The organism is Chlamydia poikilotherma (assembly GCF_900239975.1).
Taxonomy (GTDB): domain Bacteria; phylum Chlamydiota; class Chlamydiia; order Chlamydiales; family Chlamydiaceae; genus Chlamydia; species Chlamydia poikilotherma.
Map to the genome: position 1 here is coordinate 1129051 of NZ_LS992154.1, position 26054 is coordinate 1155104.

The following is a 26054-nucleotide window of genomic DNA, read 5'->3' on the forward strand; positions in this document are numbered from 1 at the left end:
AATTAGATCTATGGGTTTTTCAGGAAATATTCTGATTAGATGTAAAGTTTGTTTCTTATCTTTTCAACTTTCAAAAACAAGAAATATTCTTATTAAAGTTTTCTTGCAGAGCTACATTCCATAAGTATTACATTATTCCCTTGAAAAGAATCTACCTCATACTGAATAACCATTAGGACGTGCCTGGGCCTCTGGCCAAATCTCTGCTGAAGAATTAGGGTTTTGTTCTTTTTAATATGTTTCATATGGGATCAGCTCTACAAATCGTAGAAATTATCGAGATAATGAATTCTCAATAATAAACGGTATTTTCCTCTAAGAGAAAAATAAAATTACCTATTTTTAACCATTTTTTATTTTGGAGATTTTCTCTCTATATTAAGAAGATTATTGTCAAAAATTCTAGCTTGTCCGTTATTACAATGAGCTGAAATATGTGTTAATAGTGAAAGCTTGCAATAAATAATAGATGGTTGCATGAGGGTTTTTTTTAGATAGGGAACATAAACAATAAAAAAGGAGAGGCGTTTTTACTCCGAATAAAATGCGGAGCTCGCCATTTAATATTAATGAAAAAATCCTTAATCGTAGTGGAATCTCCTGCTAAAATTAAAACCTTGCAAAAACTCTTAGGGAAAGGTTTTATTTTTGCTTCATCACTAGGACATGTTGTTGATCTTCCCGCCAAGGAATTCGGTATCGATATCGAACATGATTTCGAACCTGACTATCAAGTTCTTCCTGACAAACAAGAAGTTATCAATCAAATTCGCAAATTAGCCTCTAGCTGTGAAGTTGTCTATCTGTCTCCCGACCCTGATAGAGAAGGAGAAGCCATAGCCTGGCATATCGCCAACCAGCTTCCTAAAAATACTCATATGCAGCGAATTTCCTTCAATGCAATTACCAAAGGCGCTGTTAACGAAGCTTTAAAGCATCCTCGAGAAATCGATATGGCTTTAGTAAATGCCCAACAAGCGCGTCGCCTATTGGATCGTATTGTAGGTTATAAAATCTCTCCTATTTTAAGCCGAAAGCTTCAGCAGCGATCAGGCATATCTGCAGGGCGTGTGCAATCGGTTGCGTTAAAGCTCGTTGTAGATCGTGAAAAAGCTATAGAAGCTTTTGTTCCTACAGAATATTGGAACATTCGTGTGTTTCTCCAAGACCCTAAGACCTCAAAAACTTTTTGGGCTCATCTCTATTCTGCAGACGGGAAAAAATGGGAAAAGGAACTTCCTAAAGGAAAAACCGAAGATGAAATTTTATTAATCAATTCTGAAGCTAAAGCTCAAGATTATGTAGAGCTTTTAGAAGAGGCTTCCTATAGAGTTACTCGCGTAGAAGCTAAAGAGAAACGTCGCAACGCAGCACCACCATTTATTACATCAACTTTACAACAAGAAGCAAGTCGTCATTTTAGATTCTCTTCTTCCAAAACAATGTCTGTAGCGCAAACATTATATGAAGGTGTTGAATTAGATAATGAAGATGCCACAGGATTAATTACATACATGCGTACAGACTCCGTGCGTATAGATCCTGAAGCGTTAAATAATGCCAGAGACTATATACAGGATACATTTGGTCAAGAGTATCTTCCCAAATCTCCTAATCTCTATGCCACAAAGAAAATGGCTCAAGATGCTCACGAAGCTATTCGTCCTACAGATATTCAGTTATCTCCGGATAAGCTTCAAGGAAGGTTGACTGATGATCAACACAAACTCTATTCTCTCATTTGGAAACGTTTCGTTGCCTCACAGATGAATCCTGCGGTTTATGATACGTTAGCGATGACAATCTCTACAAACGTGAAAATAGATTTACGCGCTTCTGGATCGTTGCTGAAGTTCAAAGGTTTTCTAGCTGTATATGAAGAAAAAATAGATGATGATATCGCTGAAGAAGAAAATCTCTCTCTTCCCCAACTGCATGCTCAAGATATTTTAGATAAAGAAAAGGTTTCTGCAGAACAGGCATTTACAAAACCCCTTCCTAGATTCACAGAAGCTTCTTTAGTAAAAGAATTGGAAAAGTCTGGAATAGGCCGTCCATCCACATATGCAACGATTATGAATAAAATTCAAAGTCGTGAGTATACAATCAAAGAAAACCAACGTCTGCGTCCTACAGAATTAGGGAAAATTATTTCACAATTCCTAGAAACAAATTTTCCTAGAATTATGGACATAGGTTTTACTGCTCTTATGGAAGATGAGCTAGAACTTATCGCTGATAATAAAAAATCTTGGAAACTACTTCTTAGAGAGTTTTGGGATCAATTTCTTCCTGTAGTCACCACAGCAGAAAAAGAAGCCGTTATCCCACGTGTTATAACCGATATAGAATGTTCGGCATGTCATAAAGGAAAACTTGTTAAAATCTGGGCAAAAAATCGCTATTTCTATGGTTGTTCAGAATACCCTGAATGTGACTTCAAAACTTCTGAAGAAGAACTTGCCTTTAATAAGGATGACTATGCTGTTGATACACCTTGGGATAGTCTCTGTCCTGTTTGTGAAGGCAAAATGAAAGTCCGTCATGGGCGTTTCGGCACGTTTTTAGGATGCTTAAACTATCCTAAATGCCGTGGAACGATCTCTATCCATAAAAAGGGAGAGGAAGTAGAAAAAGAAGAATCAATTCCTTGCCCTGCTACAGGATGCTCTGGAAAGATTCTAAAGAAGCGTTCACGTTATAATAAAACATTCTATTCTTGCTCAGAATATCCCGACTGCAGTGTGATTGGCAATACTATAGACGCTGTCGTTACAAAATATACAGGAACACCAAAAACTCCTTACGAAAAGAAAACAACGGGAAAGAAAAAAGCTGCAGGAAAAACAAGTAGTAAAACTACAAAAACAGCAGCAAAGAAAAAGAGCGAAAAGAAAACCACCAGGGTAGGTTCTTTACTTACACCTTCTCCTGAGCTTGCCCTGATGATAGGCAATGAACCTGTGGCGCGTGGAGAAGCCACAAAGAAAATTTGGAAATACATCAAAGATCATAATCTACAATCTCCTGAGAATAAAAAGATGTTAATCCCCGATGATAAATTCCGAGCAATTATTGGCGCCGAACCTGTAGATATGTTCCAGTTACCAAAATTGCTAAATCAGCATTTATTTAAAGCTGGTTGATCCCGATGCTCATCGTCAGCTTCTTCATAACTATCGATAAGCTGATATACCTCTTGCACAGATGTAGCTTTAGATAAAGCTGAGCGTAGAAATCGCACTTTAGAAGCGGATATTAAATAATGTCCGCAGAGTTTGCGTGTTTCACAAAGAAATTTCGCTTCACTTTGATAATATTCATCTACCCACTGTAAATGTTGAATAAACGCCTGTTTCCTCACCGAAAAAGGCATTTTTTCATATGTTCCTGTTGTAAGATAGTCTTGTATTTGTCTTACTATCCAAGGAGCTCCCATCGTACCACGGGCAACAAGCACGCCGTCACATCCCGTAGTATCTAGCATTACTTTAGCGGCTTCTGGAGAAAATACATCACCATTTCCAAATACAGGAAAGTCTTTGCCCGCAGCAGCCTTTGCTCGTGATATATATTCAAGATTACTAGGACCAACGTAGCCCTGGGCACGTGTTCTTCCGTGTACAAAAACAGCGCTAGCCCCGGAATCTTTGATAACTCTCACCGTTTCTTCAATATTAATAGTATTTCCATCCCATCCAGAACGTATCTTTACAGTAACAGGAATTGATACAGCCTCTATAATCTTTTCTAAAACTTTCCCGATAAGCTCAGGAGATTTCAGCATCCCCGATCCACTACCATCTTTTGTAATCCTATCTGTAGGACAACCGCAGTTTAAATCTATTAAATCAAAACCTAAACCCTCTAATACCTTAGCAGCTTCCCCAGCCATCTCAGGTTTACTACCACAAAGCTGTCCGCCTATAGGACGCATCAATTCAGAATATTCTAAGAGTTTCAATGTACGTGAAGGAGAGTAGTGTAGCCCTTCTATTTTCACCATCTCACAAAACATCAGGGCGGGCGGACCATAAAGTGAAGACATTCTCCGATAAGGATAATCTGAAAAACCCGCTAAAGGTGCGTAAACAATAGGAGATCTTAGTAAAATATTTCTTATATATATTGAAGAAGCCATGGAGACTGGAAAATATTAAGAATAACAAACCTCAGGGTTCGTATCACAATAAAAGGAACAGCCTCTAGGCAGAGTAGAGCGATCAATGGACTAATATCAATGAAGCCAATACGAGGAATAAATTTTCTAAATAGAGCTAAATAGGGGTCTACGAACTTATATACGTATTGGTACCATTTTGTACTGTGACATTCAGGAACCCAAGAGGCAAGAATATACACCAAAATTAAAAAACTATAAACATTAATAGCTGCTTTCAAAAAATAAGATACCATTTCTTTTCCCTTTATAAACAATTAATATGTGTTTTTCTTGAAAAACAGCCATTTATTCTTTAAAATGGTTATCTTTATTTTTTAAGAACACCGTACTATGGATTTTAAACTCCCCATATACCACATCGGGGTAACCCAAGATGCAAATAATACTATTAAAATAGCAATTTTGCAGAAAACATGTAAAGGATGGATAGTTTCCCATTGTGAGCATATCTTTGAAAATCAAGAATGGCAACTTCCAAAAAAGTACTTAACAGCTTCTATAACTTTTTCTTTAAAAGGAACCGGTAGTCTAATTAGAAGCTCTGTCTCTTTATTAAAAAATAAAAAAAACATTTTAAAGATAGCTTTAACCGATTTAGAAACTAATGCGGCATTCCCCTGGAATTCCTTGGTAGTTGCGCCTAGATTAGGTAAAAGAAATGAGAATGGAGAAACTTTAGTAACTTTATGGGTAACACAGAAAACTACGGTTGAACGTGAAATTGCTCTTCTACACAAAGCTCGCATATTTCCGGATACCATATCTTGCCAACCTGCAGATATATTTTCCCTGGCCCAACAGACACCTTTAAAAGCTCTCCCTGCATATTTTTTGGTTTATACGGGTTCTTCTGAGACTACATGTCTTTTTGTCCAAAATGGATCCGTTCTCGTCTCCCGTTCTTTTTGCAACCCGACAAAGAAAAATGGCGACGACATTCTCACTACACTAGATTACGTAAAAGAAACCTATCCTGCTGTAGAGTTGACCGCTATACATACTGTACAACTTCCTGAGGAATTAAAAAAATACTTAGAACAAAAATTGTCTTTACCTCTGATTTCCTGCCAAACAATGACTTTTGGTTTAGAAGAAGAAGAATGGGCAAATTATGGCGATGCGATTACTACGGCGTATCATGGAGCTTACCGAAGAACACTAACATTTCCCTATAATCCAGTTTTTAACTGCGCAGAATCTCAAAAACATTGGTTAAAACGTTCAGCATTTATAATAGGAAAACTCGCTCTGCTATCCACAATATTTGTGGGTCTAGGCTCTACTTTAAAACTTGCCTCTATTTCTCATCGAGTGCGAGAACATTTTGCCTTAGTATGTCCTGAAACAAAAAAAATTCCTAAATCCCTTCGTGGTGTAGAAGAAGCGCTGCACGCCGCTGTATCATCGAATAAGCACTTTGAGTATCCCTACCTGCCTACAATCCCGACAAGTAAAGAAACTATGCAATTTCTGTCTTCTGTAGCGCAGAATACTCCTTCCGTGAAACTTTCGTATTTCTGTTATTCCTTAACATCATTCCCTTCACAACAGAACCCTGCTCTACCTTACAAAGCAAATATTTCCGTTAGGGGTGAAGGAAATCCTGAAGAAGTGTCTGAGTTCCTCCGCAAAATATCCCTGCATCCTAAACTCTCTAATGTTAGCAAAACGTTGTGTAGCGGACACTCTTTTGAATTACAATTTACTATAGTTTCCCAGGAAGCCCTATGAAAAAATGGTCATTAGTTTGCGCTCTTATTGCGTTAAGTTTAGTTAGCTGTCTTCCGATTATAGGCATTGTTTACAAACATGTCCGGACAACAAAACGTTGGGAAGCTCTAAACTCGCACATTCTTACTCTAAAGGTTATGAAAGATCAATCTGATCTGATTAATAAAATGAACGAGCGTCTTAAACAACAACATAAAAACATCCAGCCCCAAGAATTTATTCATGCAAGTAAGAAAATTCGTCTATTAGGTAGGGAACAAGACCGTCTAGCGTCTCTTAAAGAAAATTCCCTGATTTCCCAGAGTAAAGAGGTGTGGTCGAGGAAACAGCTGTTTCTTTCATCAAACAATCAAGTGATATGGTCAATCGGACAAATTTCCGATGATCTCATATCCCTACGTCTGGAAAATCCTGTAGAAGCTGATAGCGATAATCTTGAAGAACTATTTTATCTAATCGATACTAACAACCCCAACGCACCTTTAGCTTTCTTCACACATTGGGAAATGACAAAACTGACCACGTCGTTAAACAATCAGGTGTGGTCTATAAATGCTGAGGCTATAAGTCGATGGTTATAAGAAAATTTTTATGCTTATTCCTTCTATGTTTTGCTTTTACTCCAAGCTATGCTGCTGGAACCTATGAGAAGCTAACATTAACAGGGATTAACATCATTGATAGAAATGGCTTATCGGAGACAATCTGCTCTAAAGAGAAGTTGAAAAAGTATGCTAAGGTAGATTTCCTATCTCCCCAGCCCTATCAAAAAGTTATGCGTATGTATAAAAATACACGAGGTGAAAATGTTTCGTGTTTAACAACATACCATCCGAATGGTCAATTAAAACAGTATTTAGAGTGTGTGAATAATCGCGCTTGCGGACGCTACCGAGAATGGCATGGCAATGGAAAAATTAAAATCCAAGCAGAAGTCATAGGAGGAATTGCAGACCTTCATCCCTCTGCAGAATCTGGATGGTTATTCCATGGGACAACACTAGCTCATAGCGACGAGGGTATGTTAGAAGCCGCTATTAATTATGATAAAGGTTTGCTACAGGGAACTTCGTATTACTATCATCCGAATGGTCAAGTATGGAAAGAATGTTCTTATCATAAAGGCCGCGCTCATGGCGATTTCCTTACCTACACAGTGGAAGGGTTTTTGCTGAAAAAGCAAACTTATCAAGATGGAGAAAAACATAGTGTATCCGTACGCTATCAAGAACGTTCTAATATTGTGCTTTCTGAAGAGGAATATGATAATGGTTTGTTATTAAAAGGTTCTTATTTAGATCCTCACACACATCAAATATTCTCTGAAATCGTTAATGGCAACGGAGTACAGGCAATTTATGGGAAACATGCGATTGTAGAAACTCGCGTGTTTATACGAGGTGAAGCCTGCGGGAAAGTTACCGTATTCGATAGCCTTGGAGATCAAATTCTTCAAACATACACACTGGTTGAAGGTGTGAAACATGGTGAAGAGTTATTTTTTTATCCCGATACAGGAAAATCTAAGCTTCTTTTAACCTGGAATCACGGAATTTTACAAGGTCCTGTAAAAACCTGGTATCCAAATGGGTCATTAGAAAGTTGTAAGGAATTGATAAATAATAAAAAATCCGGCCTATTAACCCTGTACTATCCTGAAGGCCAAATTATGGCTACTGAAGAATACGACAATGAACTACTTATAAAAGGAGAATACTTCCGTCCTGGAGATCGTCATCCCTATTCTAAGATAGATAAAGGCTGCGGAACAGCTGTATTTTTCACATCTTCGGGAACTATTACTAAAAAGATCCCTTATCAAGATGGTAAACCTCTGATCAATTAGCTATGAATACTTCTGTAATTGCTGAGAAAAAGAAGCGACGTGAATTTTTTACCTCCCTAAGGCAATCTATACAGGAACCGCGATTATCACAAGCCTCTCAAGCCGTTGCTGCTTTTATTCGTGAATTACCCAAGGGAAGCTTGGTTCTTTCCTTTATTTCTTTCCGTTCAGAAATCAATATAGATTTAGCAAATCGCATTCTTATCAACGAATTCTCTTTAGCCATACCACAAACGCAAAATCATGAACTTATCCCTGTTCACGTGCCCTCGTTAAAGGTTTTATCAAATCTAACACATCCTTTACGGCTTTCTGAATTTAATTTGGAACCCATTCAACCTCAACAAATCACTCATGTTCTCATCCCGGCCTTAGCCTTTGATAATGATAATTATCGTCTTGGTTACGGCGGTGGTTGTTATGATCGTTGGTTAGCAGTAAATTCCCATCCAATAACTATAGGCGTCGGGTTTAAGGAACAAAAAACTCTTATTCTCCCTAGAGAAGACCACGATATTTCCCTATCTCAAGTATTTTTAGCATAACAAAATCTATTCTAAGAAATGTGTTCAGAAATATCTCCTAGAGATTTTTAAGCCCTTAATTATAAAAACCTTTGTGTGTTTTCTGATAAATCAGTGAATTGTCAATAACACATTCTGTGTGTATGATGACAGACCACTGTCAAGGTGAACCCACGAAAAATCTTTTATCCTTATTTAAAACGAACTCTACAGATACAGAAAATGTTACATTTACAACTGCTTTCTATCTTGACTGGTGTGAAAAATTGGGTTATCCATAAAAATCAAAAGAAAAGCCAAGCATACATCTATCATAAAAAATCACCACTCTGACATCTCTTAGCTAATTTCGAGAAGAAGCTTACCCATTCTTCTCTCAAAGTCCAAAAATGAAGGACTATTGCATAGAAAGTGTGGAAAAAAGGAGCACCTATTAAATGAATGTACCTGATCGTAAAAAAGCACTAGAAGCAGCAATTGCCTATATCGAAAAACAATTTGGCTCTGGATCTATCATGAGTCTAGGGAAACACTCTGCCACTCATGAAATTTCAACTATAAAAACAGGAGCCTTATCTTTAGATTTAGCTTTAGGTATTGGGGGTGTTCCAAAAGGACGTATTGTTGAGATTTTCGGCCCTGAATCTTCAGGAAAAACCACATTAGCTACCCATATCGTTGCCAATGCTCAAAAGATGGGCGGCATTGCTGCATATATCGATGCAGAACATGCTTTAGATCCTAGCTACGCTTCTCTTATAGGTGCAAATATCAATGATCTTATGATCTCCCAACCCGATTGTGGTGAAGATGCTTTAAGTATTGCTGAACTATTGGCAAGATCAGGAGCTGTTGATGTTATTGTTATTGATTCTGTAGCTGCTTTGGTTCCTAAAAGCGAACTCGAAGGAGATATCGGTGATGTACATGTAGGGCTACAAGCACGTATGATGTCTCAAGCATTACGTAAGCTTACAGCAACATTAGCGCGTAGTCAAACCTGTGCGGTATTCATTAACCAGATTCGTGAAAAGATAGGCGTTAGCTTCGGCAATCCTGAAACAACAACAGGTGGACGTGCTTTAAAATTCTATTCATCAATACGTATGGATATCCGTCGTATTGGAGCCATTAAAGGTAATGAAAGCTTTGATCTTGGAAACCGCATCAAAGTAAAAGTTGCTAAAAATAAATTAGCACCTCCATTTAGAACCGCAGAATTTGATATTCTCTTTAATGAAGGCATTTCTTCAGCAGGATGTATTCTAGATCTTGCTGTAGAACATAATATCGTCGAAAAAAAGGGTTCTTGGTTCAACTATCAAGATCGCAAGTTAGGCCAAGGAAGAGAGGCTGTTCGTGAAGAACTCAAGAAAAATAAAAAGCTATTTGATGAGTTAGAAAAACGTATCTTTGACATAATCTCTTCAGCAAAATTAGCAGTCGCAGAAGAGAAAAAAGAAGAGCAAACAGCGCAACCTGTAGCTTAAAATTACAATCTTTAGGCCCTCCTTCTCTTATTTTACAAAGAGAAGGAGACCATGCGAATTAATGACAGCAGTTACAACCACATGAAGACGGTTTAGAGTCCGAAACAGGAAGCAGGGTTGCTGAACAAGTAGCTTTCTCGTCTAAGAAAGTGTCTAAAAAGTCATATAAAGCATCACATACTTCTCTAGAAGCTTGTAAAACCTTATTACAATCATTATTTAGTAATGTTTCTATTAATTCTCTTTCCTCACAAGCATGTCTTACATCAATATCTTGATGTACTGTGAAGTACTCGTAATCTTCAGGAGCAGTAAAACCAAAATACTGTTTTAATCCAGAAATTTTAGTCTCTGCAACTGTAGGGATTTGGCTTTCATAGGTGTATAAAGCCGACACACCTGCAGATAATGAATCTCCGGTACACCAACGCAAAAATGTATCGACTTTCTTTTGTGCTGCTGCACTGGGAACATGATTTTCTAATTCCTCCTCATTAACACCCAAAGCATAAGCAAAATTTTTCCATAGATCTATATGATTAGGATGGCCTGTTTCTTCATCCATGAGATTATTAAGAAACAGTTTGCGTGCTTCTAAATTATCACAACGGCTATGTATTGCTGAGAGATAACGTGGAAAAGTTTTAATATGGAGGTAATAATCCTTAGCATATGCCTTTAACTGCTCTTTCGTTAACTCTCCCTTAGACCACTTCATGTAAAAGGTATGATCTAACATATGTTTTTCTTTGATGTTTTTATCTAATAAATCTAAACAGGGTTTCATTAACGCCTCCCAAAAATTAAAAATGTGTAGATTCCCAAACTACAGAACGGAGAATAGGACCATATAGATCTTCAGTTTCATCAATACCTAGTAATGACAAATCCGAATGTAACGTAGGGGAAGAATGAAAAGAGATCTTAGGTGCATCTTCTATAAGCGCTAGAGGCGTATGTTCATCTCCCTCTCCCATACAAAGTACAGCAGAGACCGCCAAGGCATCTAAAAGATTAATTTGCGTCATGCGTAAGGGGCGGCCAAAACAATCAGGCTTCCCCACATAACTATATAGAGGAGAAAACCCATACCAACATAATCCTAACCCTAAAACACCCCGACGCATAGGGGTTGTATGACTGTCTACGATAATCACTCCGAGATTCTCTAAATGATAAAAATTCTTTAACCAAACTCCTAAAGCATTTGTGGATGCTAATAAATCTCGAGGATATAAAACGTAGTAATCTTGAGCATTAGACTCATCAATTCCTGCAGATGGAATTAAAATTCCGTGTTTCTTCGTCAGATATAAATCATGAAAAGCAGAATAAACATAAGCATCTGATTCCTGCTTGATCAAAGCCTCTTTTGTTGTTGTCTTAGTATCAACAACCGCACCTTCACAAAGACTCAAAACTTTTGAAGATAAAGCGATTACAGAATTTTCGGATAAAGAAGGAAGAGATTCTTCTAAAAGTTCATAAAGATCATCATAAACATGAACTTTACGCGTAACAATTGGTGTGACTTTCATAATAGCAAAATGTCAAATCTTCTTTTTCATCTAAAATTGTCTTTTTCCAACCTTCCAATAGAGATAAGGGGAAAAAAGTATCTCCGTCATAATACTTATGAATGTGCGTTACAAAACACCCATGCAACATGTGATTTTCTAAAAATAAAGAAAACAAATCTCCTCCGCCGATAAGGAAAATCAAAGAAGGAAGTTCTAAATTATGAAATTCCTCTAGAGAAGATACCCAGACCATATCCTCAGAATTTTCATGAAAATTCTTAGAAAATATTATCATCTTACGATTTTTCTTATATGTATCGGGAAGACCTTCGAAAGTTTTCCTACCTATAATTAGGGGCATGTTTTCTATAGTTTTCGAAAAAAAATTTATGTCTTCAGGATAGTTCCAAGGTAGTTTTCCTAGATTTCCAATTACTCCATTAGGATCACAAGCAACTATACCAAGTATTTTATACATAGACTCCGGGCCACACTGCTGCAGACAACACTCTTTGGTTAGCTTTCACATCATGAACTCGCAGATAGTTCACCCCTTGTTGCTGCAACAATACTGATAAGCTAACAGTTTCCCAATCACGATCTTTAGCATCGTACTTGCCTAAAAGAGCGAAACACGATTTCCTTGAATGGCCCACCAACGTAGCACAGCCAAGCTTTCGGAATTTTTCCATTCTATGTAACACATTCAATGCTTGTATTTGGGTTGTTCCAAAACCAATACCAGGATCAAAAATAATTTGATCCTGGTGCAAGCCTAGGTCAACAAAAGCTTTCACTTGCTTTTCTCCCCAACTTAACAACTGATCAGAAGCACACGAAGTAAACGCTAGTGTTTTATCAGCACGAGGAGGCAAAGAGCATGAGTGATTTATAACTAATAATAAATTCGCGTCTCTAGCAATCTCTGCCATTTCCTTAGAACCGCCTGAAACGTCGTTGATCCATCGAATAGGATAGATCTCTAAAGCTCTTCTGATAATTTCGGGATAAAATGTATCTAATGAGACATCGGGATATTGCTTACGTCCAATCCATTTTTCAGCAAGTAGCTTTAATACTGGTTCTAAACGCGCCCATTCTTGTTCTACATCAAGCAACTGTTTTACCTTAGGATTAGTCGCTTGTCCTCCGAAATCTATAACAGAAGCTCCTTGAGCAAACAATTTTTCAGCATGAGCAACTGCTTTAGAAGCTTCAAGGTACAATCCTCCATCCGAAATGGAGTTATCGGTGACATTGACTATCCCCATTAATAAAGTACTAGGGGAAAAACTATTCAGAATCATCTCCTGAGGGCATGGAAGAAGATGAGCTATTTCTCCAAACGTTCTTAAATGGTACTCAGAAGCTGGTTGATGAAATTTTCTATTAGGACAAATTGAAGCAATAAGAGAAAGTAAAAAAGGCCTTTCTAAGATTCTCTCATGAGGTATGCTGATATCTTTCTGTTGGTGATTTTCATCCCCATATAAAAGGATATCAATATCCAAAATTCTCGGAGACCAGGGTAGCGCATCAGAATCTCTACCGAGCTTACGCTCGATGTGTTTTATTTCTGATAACAACTGTTTCGGAGATAGTGTTGTTTTCCCAATAAGTACGGAATTAAAAAAAGGTAAATCCCATTCTTCTGGAGAACCAGGAAATAACAAAGCCTTCGTTTCTAAAATTATAGAGCTTTGCAAATCTTCTATATCTATCTCCTTTAAAAGAGAAAATGCTCTGCGAAAATTTTCAAATCGATTTCCTAGATTAGATCCTAAAGATAAACAAATAAATTGAGCTGTTGTCATAATGAGATCTTCCTACTTATTTTAAAGCAAATGGGCTTCAACAAGTTAGGAACAGGAGGGCGTTCTTTATGCACCTCTAAATCTATTTTAGAAACCTTGTTCTTTAACTTTGATTCTAAAGCATCCATTAAGAGCTTAGACAAGTGTTCAACTAAAGCACAAGGTTTACTAGAAGCAACTTCTTCTATTAAAGAAGTTATCTCAATATAACAACATGCGTCATTGAGATCATCTGAAACACAAACAGAGGGCTCTTCAAAAAAAGAAAGAACTATAGAAACTAAGATGGGCTGCTTAAAATGCCGTTCTTCAAGAGAACATCCAAGACGCACCCACAGACGAAAATCTGGAATAATTAATTGATATGGTTCTGCGGTAACACCTACAAGTTATGAAATGTGTTTGGTTACTTACCCTTAATATTTTTTGCTTTACCCGAGCCTGTTTTTTCCTCTTCCAAAAGATCAAGGAAAGCACGTAGCTGTTTTGAACGAATGGGGTGACGCATTTTTCTTAAAGCTTTAGCTTCAATCTGACGAATGCGTTCTCGAGTCACATTAAACGCCGACCCCACTTCTTCTAATGTTTTAGGCTTCCCATCTAAAAGACCAAAACGATGAATCAATACAAACCGCTCTCGATCTGTAAGAGTTTTTAAAACCTCTTTCATCTTATCTTTAAGCATTGAATAGCCCGTGGCTTCTGCTGGAGATTCTACACCAGTATCTTCTAAGAAATCACCAAAAGAACTTTCGCCTCCTTCACCAACTTCTGCCTGTAAAGAAATAGGATGCTGGGCAATTTTATAAATCTCCCGCACCCGATCAGGAGTTAATCCTAATTCCTCGGCCAATTCTTCTGGAGTGGGCTCTTTACCTGTTTCCATCATCAATTTCTTCGCGCCCCGAAGAACTTTATTTATGGTTTCAATCATGTGCACAGGAATACGAATAGTTCGCGCTTGATCAGCTATAGCGCGAGTAACAGCCTGACGAATCCACCAGGTGGCGTAAGTAGAAAATTTATATCCTCTGCGGTATTCAAATTTTTCTACAGCCTTCATCAAACCCATATTACCCTCCTGAATCAAATCTAAGAAGGATAGACCGCGGTTTGTGTATTTTTTAGCTATCGAAATCACTAAACGTAAATTGGATTCAACCATTTCTTTTTTAGCTTCCTGGCTCTTGTCCATCCAACGTTGCAACATACGCACGTCTTTTTTAAATTCTTCCAGGGTTCGTCCTGCAGCGACTTCTCGTTTGTATAATCTACGTTTAGCAGCATCTAATTTTGCTGCTGCGAATTTGTTTCTTTCTGCTCGAACTTTCAAATCATTAATTTGCTGTTCTAACTGTAGGAAGGAGTCATATGCTTTAAAAACAACTTCACCAAAATCCTCTGTAACATTGTGACGACAGTGGAAACAACGTAAATACGCTTGCGTACGGATACGACATTTTTCTAAATTATCATTTAATTTCGCGCTTTCTTGTTTTGATAAACTACTCTGCTTCAACGCTAAGAGAAGTGATTCTAAATAGACATCTTCTTCTTTAAGTAAAGTAATTAACTTAGGAAGTAACTTAAGAAAATGCGCCTTATCTTCTACTTCTTTTTCTGAAATAATTTTATCAAAACGCTCTTTTCCATTGATTAGATACTGCGCAATGGAAATAGCTTCTTTCGAGGAATAACGAAAACGTAAAATAATACGTTCGATTTGAACTTGCGCTTTTTCTATTCTCTTAGAAATTTCAACTTCTTCCTCTCTAGTTAAAAGAGGAACCGTTCCCATTTCTTTCAAATACATACGTACAGGGTCATCTGGAGTCCCCTCCGTACGTTTAGCTAAGCCTTCTAGCTCTTTAGCTTCTTTTTTTCTTTCTTTTTGTCTTTCTACGTCTGCTTGGTTCAGGACCTGGATATCCATTCCTGTAAGGAAAATCAACACCTGATCAATCTGTTCAGGTGTGTCGAAAGACATAGGAAGGATCTCGTTGATCTCCTCGTAAGTGATAAAGCCCTGATCTTTAGCAAGAGAAACAAGCTCCTCTAGTTTTTTTTGAGCTTCTTCTTCATGAGCCGCTTCCGTAGCCTGGCCATTTTGTGTATTCATGAGCATTTAATTATTGGGTTGCAACAAAATAATAGGACCCTAGCCTTTGGGTAATAGTTTAGCCAAAGAAAGATAGGAAATCTAGGGATTTTTAATAAACACGGTCGATGATGAGTCTATCCACGAAGAGCATCTATACGCACCGGATAAAGAACTCCTAAAACATGATTATGCAGAGGACCTTTATTTAAAATAGTTAAGCAGTAATAAAAAGGAATTTGACCGTGGTTTTTTGTTTTGATTATTACCTTCCCCGATCGTTCTTGTCGATCAAGTAAACGAAGATCTGTTTCCCATTGAGGTAAACCAGAAATAATAATATCGCTATCTGTATTTAAAAAATCTTCTACACCATATCCCGTCCAAGTCTTAAATAAAGAATTTGCAAAAACCGCCCTCTGAGATTGTGGGGCATATACAAAAAGCATCCCGAGACCCTCCTCCCTCAGATTATCAAATAGCTGACGACACTCCAAAGAATAGTTATGTACAGAAGATTCGGATCTTATATAACGAGAAGCTGTCAAAGATGAAGCTGCCTCTGCATTTTCTACTTTAAAAGCTATCTTTTTCAATTCTGAAAGAAGTTGTTTAGGTAATTCTTGAGAATTGACCGTAGCCTGCCTAGGCAAACTATCTACAATATTCGACTCAAGCTGCAATAAGTTGCGAATCTCACACATCAGATCTTGCACTTTTGACTCCAGCTTTCCAATATAGACCTGTCGCATATCCAGCATGTTATGCTGTTCTGCAAAAGTTGCCTGGTACTCTTCATTAAGAACTTGCTGGTAAGCTAAGGCATCTGCAAGTTCGCAATTCAATTGCTGACTTTCTTCTTCTTTTTCACGACACTCTTGAGATAATGCATCCAACTGCAACTGTAAACATTGATTTTCTTCTCTTAAACGAGCGACTGTGCCCTCCATGCGTTGCGTATCAGATTTGGTTTTCATAAATACGCTGCGAACATGAAGCAATTGATTAAGAAGTTTTTGATTTTGAGATCTTAACTGTTGACTCTCGTATTGACGTTCTTCAACTGATTCACGTATTTTTCTTAACCCCTCGTCTTTTTCAACAATTTTACGAATTTTAGTTTGTAACAATTGACCGGCGGCTGTTTTTAATTGCTTTTCTCTAAGTCCGATAGAAAAAAACCAGCCTATAGAAGAAATAATTGAGAAAATGAAATAGTTATAATTTTTTTGAGAAGTTGAAAGAAAGGGTAGACAAATTAGGGGAAGAAGAAATGCAGCTATAGGAAAAAGATAATTATAGTACCGAGAAAGCGGGTGAAAAAAATTTTTCACAAACGACATAAAAATTCGAATCCTTGTCTCATTAACTCACAAAAATATGCTTTTACCGTCAAAGTCTTTTTAGAAAAACTAAACGGTTAATTCTATTTTTTTATGTTCGCACAAAAGTTTATTTATCTCTCCCATAAAATACCGTCTATTTTTCTCTGTTTTTATTCCTTTTTATTGTTCTTTCTTTTACAATCCTGACCTTACTGCAAGACAGTATATTACAATTGTGAAGTCTTATTTTGAATGTTAAGACTGAGTTTACTCTTTTGCACTAAAAAAGCCTCGGTTTTGGAGTAGTAATGGCACCAAAGAAAACAACTAAGAAAGGCGGTCCGAAAAAGCGACCTTCCGCAGAAAAGCGTATTTTAACTGCGCAAAAACGTTATTTGATCAATCAAAGTTTTAAGTCAAAAGCAAAAACTATGATGAAGAAATTTGAGACCGCTTTAAAAGCCGGTGATCAAGCAACTATCACTTCTGGATTACAGTTAGTCTACAGTGTTACTGATAAAGCTGTAAAAAGAGGTATTTTTAAAAACAATAAAGCAGCTCGAATCAAGTCACGTGCTACTTTAAGAGCTAATGCAAAAATATAATTTTTAATCGTTTGTAGGTAATTATGACCACCGCCTCCCTTACTAGATTTTGTCCTTTTCTATCATCTAATATTCTCTCAAATCCGATATTGAGGACGTGTGGTAATAAGGTTCGCAAAGAAGCAGGAAAACTTCATAATAGCATGAACCTCTTAAGTGACATGATTGGGGTTGTTGGTTCTTCTACAATGATTGCTAAAGCGTCTCTAGGACTAGGCGCTTCTAATGCTCTCGCAAAACTTTCCTCTTTAGAGCATGCTTGTGGAATGGCTTCGGGAATAAATACTTGTGTGGATACCATAGCGCTGTTCTCTCAATTTGCAACAGGAGCTATGTTCTACGAAGTTGATTCCGCTACCGGTAATTTCATAATCAATACAAAAACTATCCAAAAAGAAAATGGAACTGTTGAGCTGGTGCCTAACCGCATTCTAAGATCCCCTCTTTCTATTGCAAGTAAAGTTACTCGCCTGGCTTCGAAAGCAACAGGATCTGTTTGCTTCATGGACGGTCATTTACAACTTATGGCTCTAGGTAAACATGCTCAAGGTTTAGGAGCAGTTGCTACAAGCCTATCAGCAATTAGCTCGGCTTGCGGTGCTGCTGACGATGTTGTTAATATCGTTGGTGCTATACGCTCAACAAACAGAGAATCTTCAGCTGAAGACTTCACAATGCGTCGTCAAACATTAAGAGAGAAATTCTACTCCTTACTTTGCAACTTAGTCGATTTTGTCGGCGAGGTTCTTCTTTTGTTTGCTTCGTTCGTACCAGCTTTATTAGGGCCTCAAGCCGCCCTGATTATTGGTATTTTCTGGTTGATGTCTTCAGTGCTCAACTTTGTCCAAGATTTTATCGGTTAATAAAAGTCTTTTTTAAAAGAAGCAATTTATTCTACCCCATAAGTGTACTTGTGGGGTTTTTTTATGATCTTATTCAACGTATCACTATCTGCCCAGACAGACACGTCATGTTTAGCACGTGTAATAGCTGTGTAAAGAATAGATACATCAAAAATTTCACCCCCCTTAGGAATAATGACAATCACATTATCATATTCGCTCCCCTGACTCTTATGCACCGACATCGCATAATTATAGGTATAATAGGAAAATTCCTTAGAATCTATAGAGCGGGTATGAGGAAAGAATAACTGTTGTGTTTTTGGACAAAGAAATCCTGTATCTCCATTAAACAATCCCCAAGCTTCGTAACGTTCTGTAATCATAATAGGAATAGGAAGATCAGAATGTGTTTTTTGTATTTCATTAAAGATTAGCTCATTGAGACGTAAATATCCCCAGGGACCGTGACGCATAGGAGTTAAAATACATAACTGCGTTTGAGATAAGGGTGTTTTTACAAACGCCTCTTTGATCATAGTAATTGCGGAATGTATAGGAGGTAACGGTGTAAAAGGAATCGATTGTTTTTCTAAAATTGCTTTCGAAAAATTCTGAACTTGATCTGTTTTTGCCCTATGAGAAACACAAAGGTGTAAAGCTCTTTCAGGAAAACGTAATATCAAATCCTGAAGAGGGTTTCCTGCGCCCACTCCTATAGGAGGAAGCTGGTTTTCATCACCTAATATAATTAAGTTATCTGCAATGATTTTTCCATTCTTGTTTTCCCCGGATAATGTGTTGACCAGGCTATGTAAAAGGTTAAATGTCACCATAGAACCCTCATCAACCAATAATAGATCTACAGAACTACACTGATGATAGGCATGCTCTTGTAAAAACCTATGGATCGTTTGGGTAGTGACATTATCCTCAGAAATATTATGTTGGGAGAGTATATGACGAATGTGCGAAGTTGCTTTTCCTGTAGGAGAAACTATAGCAATACGACTTCGAGGACAGCGCTTAATTAAAGTGAGTATTATCTCCACAGCTAAAAATGTCTTCCCTGTTCCAGGACCTCCACAAATCAAAGAAAAACAACTATTAATAGCTTTTTGAAAAACAGTATTTTGTTCTGAGGATAGATTAGGAAGAAATTCTGTAGTTACATTATACCGTGGAGAAGCTTGTGATAATACAGAAAGCTTTTTGAAAAGCTTTTCACGAATTGCGTACAAGGAGCGCAGGTATATCCTATTGTTTTCTATAACAAACAAAGATGAACAAATATCCTCAGGAAGAGCCGTGAAGTACTCGTAAAAAATCTTTTCTGAAATTCCAGACAAAGAAGGAAATAATCGGTCCTTATCTATATTAAGAAAAGGATATCCACAACGCCAAAGAGCAGAAGAAAGAGCAAGAAATGCAAAACCTTTTTTCGAATTTGGAGAAATATATTTCTTAGCAAAAGCTAAGTCTAAAGGTAAAACAAGTTGTTGTTGAACTACATTATAAAGAAGATGAGAAACGTCTAAACTTAACGAAGGCATAAAACTATATGCGTTTTATCCTCTTTTATAACCTGCTCCGGGATCTTTTGGTAGATGTTTTTGGCATATTGCTAATGCCTTCTGAACTTTAGAATCATACATACGCTCATTTGAAGGAAGAGAATGTAGATAATCCCACGCTTCCAAATAACATTTTTTTTCTAGAAGACATAGCCCTAACAAACGATAGGTCTGAGGTGAAGGAGCTATTTTTGTAAGCCATAAACTATAAAAATAACATTTATTGTATTTGCCTTGAGCATATAAAAACTCTGCATCTGCTAAAAAGTTAGCTATTTCTTCTTCTCTTATCGTTATAGGAGTTAAGCCCAACTCTGTAATAAAATCTTCTAATTTCAGCAGGCGTGCTATGGAATGCCCAGATAACATTTGCTTATAGACCTGCTTTACAAATAGAAAAACAATGTTTTCACTTTCTATATCATAATTTGTAAATTGCAAAATGAGATGGAGTAAATTCAGAGCTTTATCATCACAAATACCCTGATTCCAAAGTTGCTTTGCTCCTTTCATCAGATGATGAACAAGTTGTTGCCTATCTATATCATAAGACTGTATCGCTTCCCAAAGATTTAGATACTTTTTTAAATTTGTGTAATCAATATCGTCTTGAGAAATGATGTCTTGAAGAGCATCAGGAGAGATGATCAATTTCTCACTTACCCATAAATCTGAGTCTAAAGTTTTTAATACTGAAAGCGTTTGTTGAGCTTGTGTGGTTTGTACTTCTTTTACTTTTTCAGATAAAATAACCCCGAAAGCATCTATAAGCTTTTTCTTGAGAGGCTCTATTCCAAAAAAAGTTATAGAATTACAAAAAGTTACAACTTGTTCAGGGAAAGAAACAAATCTATCTATTAAAAGTTGAATTACTAAGTCATAGTTAGGCTTGAAATAAAAACGTTCCCAATTTTTGATTATCTGCATCAAAGGAGCTAAGCGTTCTTCTGGAATAACAAAAATATGCTTCATAAGCATCGCAAACAATTCCTCTTGAGGAATAAATTCTTCATAGGACCTTTGATCTATTGCATGAACTTTCTTCTTATAAAAAAGAATCATTTCATAATAATCCGGATAGAGCTTAAAGGAATTCGATTGTTTCAGCTCTAAAAAGTAGCTTCTACTCAACATCAAAACAGCATAATCGTAAGCTTCAGAATCCCAGTCGCATTCTCTTTTTAATAATTTTTCAATAATACGATTAAGAATAGCTCGTCCTTCTGAAAACTCTCCTAATTCTATCAAACAATGAGCTTCTATATTCTCTAAAAAGAAATCAGAAACCAGTTGTTGAATATTCAAATCTAATAAAGAAGATTCTGAACCCTTTAACTGATTTTTCCATGCTGATAAAGCTTGTAAAGCTCTATCAAAATGTTTCTGTCTATAATTCAAAAGGAATTCAAACAAAGAAAGATACTGAGATTTTACAAATTGCTGATGCAAAGAACTAATTAGATTCTCCATTTTTTCTATATCTTCTAAGAAAAAAGCATTAAGAATCCTTCCGCCTATTATCTCTTCTTTAAATAAAAATTGCGTATTCTCTATTTCATCATAAATCTTAGAAAAAATTTTCTCAGATTGGTTCATATTTTTCTGCTTTTGCAGAATAAACCCTTGGAAACAAAGAAGACATTGTCGTTGTTGACTCGGAAGCAAACGATGTAAAAAAGATTCTACCTGTTCTTTTTGACCATCAACCCATAAGGCTGCTGCTTTTGCACTTTCTAACGAGGTTACAGAAGGGTGGTGTGAGGAACATATAAAATACAAGCCCCCTCCCATAGCAAAACACGAGAGAAAAAATAAGCAAAACACTATACAGCGAACCATTAGAGCCTCTATCGGCTTTGTTTAAAACCGTTGGTTTTTAATTAATTTTTTAACTTGTTAAAGTTAAATTATATATATTGCGTTGTCTTTATGCAAAATTATTTTTAATCAGAAAAAATTAAAAAACTGTAAAGGATCTTTGAAAAATAAAAGATTTTGTATTAGTTACTCAAATAATATAGCTCATCTTGTTCAATTATGCTTACGGATAAAATTATATTATTTGTTACCGAAGACAGTAATATATCTTTGCAACTTAAAGAATTTGCTCAGAATGTCGGATATAAGATAATCGTCTCTTCTGCCCTTACAGACACTTCTGAAGCCGATTTAATTTTTTGTGAACATTTACTTCTCCCTGAAGTTATGTTCGCCAACAAAATTCCATCCGGAATAGATCTTGTGGTATTATTTGATGTATTTGAAGAAGAGGCTATTGTAAAAATTTTAAACAACGGCGCAAGCGGTTATTTACTTCGTCCTATAACAGCAAAAGTTTTAGATGCTGTTATTGGAGCTTTTTTACGCCATCATTGTCATTTCGAACACGCAATTCCTGAATCTATTTCTTTTGGTGATCGAACTTTCCATCTTTTAAGTCTTTCTATAGATTCCCCTCAGGGCACTATTCATTTAACTCCTTCAGAAGCAGGAATATTAAAAAAACTTCTGATGAATCGTGGTCAGTTGTGTCTAAGAAAACATTTGCTAGAGGAAATAAAGGGTAACACTAAGGAAATTATAGCTAGAAATGTCGATGTTCATATTGCTTCTTTAAGAAAAAAATTAGGGCCCTATGGGTCAAAAATTTCTACAATTCGAGGTGTTGGTTATTTATTTTCAGAAAATGATAATCTAACTAACTCATCAACCAGCGAAACGACAACAATCTATCCTTAAAATAACTCTTGATTACTCCTTGTCACTAAATTGCCATAACTAGACAATATCTTAAAAAGCTATGACCTGTCATGATATTCGCATCTGTTTTATTTTCTCCTGAAGATTTCCCTTTTCCAGAACTTATTACAGAAGCGTATTACACTTGGGATATTTTAGCATTAATAGATAAAAAATTATCTACATATGTGTTCTCAGGTATTCACGGTACCGTAGAGTCTGGAGCTTTTCTAAAGAATATAGAGAGTATAGAAATTGCAGAAGGTGCTTACGTAGAATCAGGAGCCTATATTGCTGGTCCTTGCATTATAGGTCCTCAAACAGAAATACGCCATGGCGCCTATCTACGTGGTGGTGTAATTACGGGAACAGGATGTGTGATAGGACATTGCACAGAAGTAAAAAATGCTTACTTTGGTCATCAAGCTAAAGCAGGACATTTTGCTTATGTAGGAGATTCTGTTTTAAGTTCAGAAGTTAATCTCGGTGCCGGAGTGCGTTGCGCGAACTTCCGTCTTGATGGGAAAAACATCTCTGTTACTTGCGAAGAAGGAAAGATAGACACCCAATTAAGAAAAGTAGGAGCCTTTCTCGGTAGAAGAGTTTCTATAGGGTGTAACACTGTTATTAATCCTGGGCATTGTATTCCTGCTCATACAACAATTTATCCCGGAAAAGTCATCTAGTTAGGGGAAGTGTTATGGTCGTTATGGATATATTCGAAACTTATCGAGTAATGATAGAAGAAGGTATAGAGTCCTCTTTAGAAGATTTTGGGTCTAAAGGATTATCTGTGCGTGCACCTGTAGAATATTCTCTAACAAGTGGTGGGAAACGCATTCGACCCATGCTAGTTTGTATGATCGCTAAAGGTCTCGGTATGAATAGAGATGTTTTAGACTCTGCCCTAGCTATAGAATTCATACATACATCTACGTTAATTGCTGATGATCTTCCTTGTATGGATGACGATGATGAGCGTCGCGGACGTCCTACAGTACATAAAGCTTTTGATGAAGCTTCCGCTTTACTAGCATCTTATGCTTTAATTCCCTCTGCATATTCTCGGATCCGTTTAAACGCAAAGAAACTCAAATCTCAAGGTATAGATCCTAGAGAAGTAGATATTGCTTACGATATTATTTCTGATGTTACAGATAAGAACTTTGGTGTTAACGGTGTTTTAGGAGGACAATATGAAGATATGTTCTTTAAAAATGAGGGGCCCGAATATGTCCAATTAATCATCAATAAGAAAACCGGTGCTCTTTTTGAAATAGCTTGTGTTTCTGGTTGGTTATTTGGGGGCGGTGATCCTTTATGCGTTCCTCAAATAATTGAATTTTCTCAAACTTTTGGTCTGTTATTTCAAATGAAAGATGATATTTTAGATATGCATCAAGACCGTCAAGATGTGGGATTGAACTACGCACTGTTATTCGGATTAGACGCTGCAAAAGAGCTTCTAAATACTTCAATGGATAAGTGTATTAGATTACTCAACCACCTTAAACAACATGGTTTGAAAGATTCTTCAGAATTAGAAATGCTTATAGAATATATGGGTGTTCGCGATTATTAAAGTAAGAAGTATTAAAAAATCTGGGTGAGAGGATTTGAACCTCCGCCCCCTTGCACCCCATGCAAGTGCGCTACCAGGCTGCGCTACACCCAGGAAAACTTTAATTTTATAAACAGGTAATTCCTTCGAACTGGAATTCGCACTTTTTAAATTCTGCAACACCAATTTGAGCACATCTTTCAATAATAGTTTCTAAAGTATCTCCCGCAGATACATCAGCGGATTCTATATCTACTGCTATAGATGCCGTAAAAGAGGCTCCTCCTTTCTCTCCCCTAACCTTAAAGTTAACGAAAATACCCTGCTTGGTTTTAGAAATATTTTTAAACCTAACTAAGTTGTTATCGATAAGGTTTTTCATTTTATGACCTTCGTCTTGGAAAGCAACAAAAATACCAACCTCTAAGGTTCCTGTAAACGCAAAGATTATATTTAAGAAATTACTAAGAAGATCTTTTTCGTGATTCTTGTTTTAGCCTACCCAAATCACACTCGGAATAATCTACGAATTTAAAAAAAGTTTCGTATGTCGGGTCAAAATTAATCACTTCTTTAGCCATATCTATGGCTATTCTTCGATAATTTTCATGCCCTTGAATTTGTGAACGTAGTTCACAAAGCCATTGTAAAGCTCTTCCATTAATATGGAAAAACCAGCGTATATTGTAGGCTAAAGGAACAACGTATTGAGCTTCTTCAGGAAATTCTATAGAAATTTGGTTGTAAGCTTCTTCAGCCTTCTCCATAGCTTCTCTAAAATCCTTCTCCATAGGAGTGTCTAATAACTGTTCAGGAATATGATATCCAAGATTTGTTGTGAGTAATTGGCGTTCTTGAGTAAGTATTCTATGCCTTTGAAGATCTCTATAAGCTCCAAAATCAGCAGTAATGTCGAATCCAAATTCCAAACATTCCAGTCCTCTTGGAGATTTATGTCGGCGATTTTCTCTCGATGAAGATCCTGCTTCTAAAACGCGAATGAGATCTTCCCTTGGCATAGACCGGCAGATATGAATCAGTTCCTCATAGGTGTGCTCTGAATAAGGAAAAAGAAATCCCGCAGCCACTTTATAAATTCCATCAGGATCACCGTAAACTAAACGAACTCCTGTTTGCTTAGATGGTGAAGAACCTTCACTAAATTTCTCAGCTAAGCTTGTTAGTTGCTCTTTGAGAGTCTGTCGATAATCCAACATAGCTTGATGATGATGATGATGAGATTCAGCACGACTTACAAAAGAAGGAATAATTTTCATTAACTCTGTTAAAGAGTTCTCGCCAATTTCTCTTATTTCTGTGAGGTTGTGGCCTTGAATTTTGTGTAACAACGTTTGCCAAAACCTTCCGTTACCAAAGAATCCTAAATTCGTTAATGTAGCAGCAGGAAGAAGACCACGTAAACAATCAAGAACTTTAGCTCTTAAAGAAATAGTGTAAGCTGATTGTGAAACCTCTGCTTCTTTTGGGTAGATCTTTTCAAAATATGAACGCACTTTAGGAATCAAATCTGCATACGTGTCGAATAAAGAATCACACGTGCCCAAAAACACGTCTTTAAAGGCTGAGGTCATCAAAATAGGGTCGCGGTAGTATAAATACTCCCCTTTTACCTTTTGGTCGAAATAAACGTATCTAGAAGACTTTTCTAAAGGAGACCCTCCAATACGTGCATCTTCTAATATTTTTGCAGCAAGCATGGAAACGCTTTCCATAGCTACGTGAGCACCACCTAATTCTCCTATAGAATCATCTCCAAACCCATCAAGAACTCGTCTATAAAAATCAGCAGCTTTATGTAATCCAACTTCAAAATCCACACCAGAATCATCTAAGAAATCTCCTCCTTCGCCCTCCAAAAACTCTTTTAAAAGCAAAGAACGTAAGCCTAATGTAGATCTAGAATATTTAGAAAATAGAGCTCCTTTAACCACTTCCGGAAGATTCTTCAAAACAAAAATGTTTGTTTCTAGGTTGGTAACGAAATGAGACAAACTCTTCTTTTGTTCTGAAGAAAACTCATCATCTCTGCTCAACATGAAAAACCTCAAAAATTAAAAAGACTGCCACATGGATTAGAAAAACAAAAACGTTTTTGCTTAAAAAGCCTGTTGAAAAATGGTTGATCTTGTGTTCACAAACATGCAAAATCTCGATTTATTTACAAAGTGAACAATGTTTTAA

Annotated in this window: 24 protein-coding genes and 1 tRNA gene; 11 read left to right on the top strand and 14 right to left on the bottom strand. The window is 36.8% G+C overall.

The features are described 5' to 3' along the window. Nucleotides 1-569: 569 nt before the first annotated feature. Nucleotides 570-3146 (top strand): type I DNA topoisomerase, encoded by a 2577-nt coding sequence (gene topA, locus C10C_RS05020; protein WP_117274723.1) that lies wholly within the window; start codon nt 570-572, stop codon nt 3144-3146. On the opposite strand, the gene dusB is transcribed toward topA, so the two are convergent. Both dusB and C10C_RS05030 read right to left on the bottom strand, forming a co-directional pair. Continuing rightward, nucleotides 3122-4141, bottom strand: a complete 1020-nt coding sequence (gene dusB / locus C10C_RS05025; protein ID WP_117274724.1) for a tRNA dihydrouridine synthase DusB — start codon at nt 4139-4141, stop codon at nt 3122-3124. The genes topA and dusB overlap by 25 nt on opposite strands. Continuing rightward, entirely contained in the window at nt 4120-4416 is a 297-nt protein-coding gene (locus C10C_RS05030) for a YggT family protein (protein WP_117274725.1), read from the bottom strand. Before C10C_RS05030 ends, dusB begins: the two co-directional genes overlap by 22 nt. 97 nt (nt 4417-4513) lie before the next feature. On the opposite strand from C10C_RS05030, the gene C10C_RS05035 reads away from it, so the two are divergent. The 5 genes from C10C_RS05035 (at nt 4514) to recA (ending at nt 9774) form a co-directional block, all read left to right on the top strand. Continuing rightward, nucleotides 4514-5914, top strand: coding sequence for a hypothetical protein (locus tag C10C_RS05035; protein ID WP_117274726.1), 1401 nt, complete (start codon nt 4514-4516; stop codon nt 5912-5914). Further along, nucleotides 5911-6495: a hypothetical protein gene (locus tag C10C_RS05040; RefSeq protein ID WP_117274727.1), complete on the top strand. Its 585-nt coding sequence runs from the start codon at nt 5911-5913 to the stop codon at nt 6493-6495. The genes C10C_RS05035 and C10C_RS05040 overlap by 4 nt, the downstream gene beginning before the upstream one ends. Continuing rightward, on the top strand, nt 6486-7760 hold the full coding sequence (locus C10C_RS05045; protein ID WP_117274728.1) for a toxin-antitoxin system YwqK family antitoxin: 1275 nt from the start codon (nt 6486-6488) through the stop codon (nt 7758-7760). Before C10C_RS05040 ends, C10C_RS05045 begins: the two co-directional genes overlap by 10 nt. A gap of 2 nt (nt 7761-7762) precedes the next feature. After that, complete coding sequence (locus C10C_RS05050) at nt 7763-8305, top strand: 5-formyltetrahydrofolate cyclo-ligase (protein ID WP_117274729.1); 543 nt, start codon at nt 7763-7765, stop codon at nt 8303-8305. Nucleotides 8306-8721: 416 nt separating this feature from the next. Continuing rightward, on the top strand, nt 8722-9774 hold the full coding sequence (gene recA / locus C10C_RS05055) for a recombinase RecA (protein ID WP_117274730.1): 1053 nt from the start codon (nt 8722-8724) through the stop codon (nt 9772-9774). A 58-nt stretch (nt 9775-9832) separates the two neighbouring features. Here the strand turns inward: recA and C10C_RS05060 are convergent, their stop codons facing one another. The 7 genes from C10C_RS05060 to C10C_RS05090 form a co-directional block, all read right to left on the bottom strand. After that, nucleotides 9833-10561 (bottom strand): CADD family putative folate metabolism protein, encoded by a 729-nt coding sequence (locus C10C_RS05060; protein WP_117274731.1) that lies wholly within the window; start codon nt 10559-10561, stop codon nt 9833-9835. 16 nt (nt 10562-10577) lie between these two features. Continuing rightward, a complete protein-coding gene (locus C10C_RS05065) occupies nt 10578-11312 on the bottom strand; it encodes a putative folate metabolism gamma-glutamate ligase (protein ID WP_117274732.1) in 735 nt (244 codons plus the stop codon). Beyond that, entirely contained in the window at nt 11284-11772 is a 489-nt protein-coding gene (locus C10C_RS05070) for a dihydrofolate reductase (protein ID WP_117274733.1), read from the bottom strand. Before C10C_RS05070 ends, C10C_RS05065 begins: the two co-directional genes overlap by 29 nt. Beyond that, nucleotides 11765-13108 carry a dihydropteroate synthase gene (folP, locus tag C10C_RS05075; RefSeq protein WP_117274734.1) on the bottom strand — a complete coding sequence of 448 codons (1344 nt, stop codon included), beginning with the start codon at nt 13106-13108 and terminating at the stop codon, nt 11765-11767. Before folP ends, C10C_RS05070 begins: the two co-directional genes overlap by 8 nt. Continuing rightward, nucleotides 13105-13464, bottom strand: a complete 360-nt coding sequence (gene folB, locus C10C_RS05080; RefSeq protein WP_275667695.1) for a dihydroneopterin aldolase — start codon at nt 13462-13464, stop codon at nt 13105-13107. The genes folP and folB overlap by 4 nt, the downstream gene beginning before the upstream one ends. A 50-nt stretch (nt 13465-13514) precedes the next feature. After that, entirely contained in the window at nt 13515-15233 is a 1719-nt protein-coding gene (locus tag C10C_RS05085; protein WP_117274736.1) for an RNA polymerase sigma factor, read from the bottom strand. A gap of 110 nt (nt 15234-15343) precedes the next feature. Further along, complete coding sequence (locus C10C_RS05090) at nt 15344-16549, bottom strand: hypothetical protein (RefSeq protein ID WP_117274737.1); 1206 nt, start codon at nt 16547-16549, stop codon at nt 15344-15346. A 290-nt stretch (nt 16550-16839) separates the two neighbouring features. Here C10C_RS05090 and rpsT point away from each other — a divergent pair, with 290 nt between their 5' ends. Together rpsT and C10C_RS05100 are read left to right on the top strand one after the other, a co-directional pair. After that, a complete protein-coding gene (gene rpsT, locus C10C_RS05095) occupies nt 16840-17136 on the top strand; it encodes a 30S ribosomal protein S20 (protein WP_117274738.1) in 297 nt (98 codons plus the stop codon). Nucleotides 17137-17324: 188 nt separating this feature from the next. Continuing rightward, nucleotides 17325-17999, top strand: coding sequence for a hypothetical protein (locus tag C10C_RS05100; protein WP_174222248.1), 675 nt, complete (start codon nt 17325-17327; stop codon nt 17997-17999). A gap of 26 nt (nt 18000-18025) precedes the next feature. Here the strand turns inward: C10C_RS05100 and recD are convergent, their stop codons facing one another. Together recD and C10C_RS05110 are read right to left on the bottom strand one after the other, a co-directional pair. Next, complete coding sequence (gene recD / locus C10C_RS05105) at nt 18026-19531, bottom strand: exodeoxyribonuclease V subunit alpha (RefSeq protein WP_117274740.1); 1506 nt, start codon at nt 19529-19531, stop codon at nt 18026-18028. A gap of 15 nt (nt 19532-19546) precedes the next feature. Then, a complete protein-coding gene (locus C10C_RS05110; RefSeq protein ID WP_117274741.1) occupies nt 19547-21391 on the bottom strand; it encodes a DUF1347 family protein in 1845 nt (614 codons plus the stop codon). Nucleotides 21392-21589: 198 nt separating this feature from the next. Here C10C_RS05110 and C10C_RS05115 point away from each other — a divergent pair, with 198 nt between their 5' ends. From C10C_RS05115 to C10C_RS05125, 3 genes are all read left to right on the top strand, one after another. Beyond that, nucleotides 21590-22291, top strand: a complete 702-nt coding sequence (locus tag C10C_RS05115; RefSeq protein WP_117274742.1) for a response regulator transcription factor — start codon at nt 21590-21592, stop codon at nt 22289-22291. 71 nt (nt 22292-22362) lie between these two features. Next, nucleotides 22363-22977: an LbetaH domain-containing protein gene (locus C10C_RS05120; protein WP_117274743.1), complete on the top strand. Its 615-nt coding sequence runs from the start codon at nt 22363-22365 to the stop codon at nt 22975-22977. Between the two features lie 14 nt (nt 22978-22991). Further along, complete coding sequence (locus tag C10C_RS05125) at nt 22992-23873, top strand: polyprenyl synthetase family protein (protein ID WP_117274744.1); 882 nt, start codon at nt 22992-22994, stop codon at nt 23871-23873. Between the two features lie 19 nt (nt 23874-23892). Here the strand turns inward: C10C_RS05125 and C10C_RS05130 are convergent. From C10C_RS05130 to C10C_RS05140, 3 genes are all read right to left on the bottom strand, one after another. Beyond that, nucleotides 23893-23966 (bottom strand) — tRNA-Pro (locus C10C_RS05130). Nucleotides 23967-23979: 13 nt separating this feature from the next. Further along, nucleotides 23980-24234, bottom strand: a complete 255-nt coding sequence (locus C10C_RS05135; protein ID WP_006343670.1) for a hypothetical protein — start codon at nt 24232-24234, stop codon at nt 23980-23982. 82 nt (nt 24235-24316) lie between these two features. Next, nucleotides 24317-25909 carry an FAD-dependent thymidylate synthase gene (locus tag C10C_RS05140; protein WP_117274745.1) on the bottom strand — a complete coding sequence of 531 codons (1593 nt, stop codon included), beginning with the start codon at nt 25907-25909 and terminating at the stop codon, nt 24317-24319. Nucleotides 25910-26054: the final 145 nt, after the last annotated feature.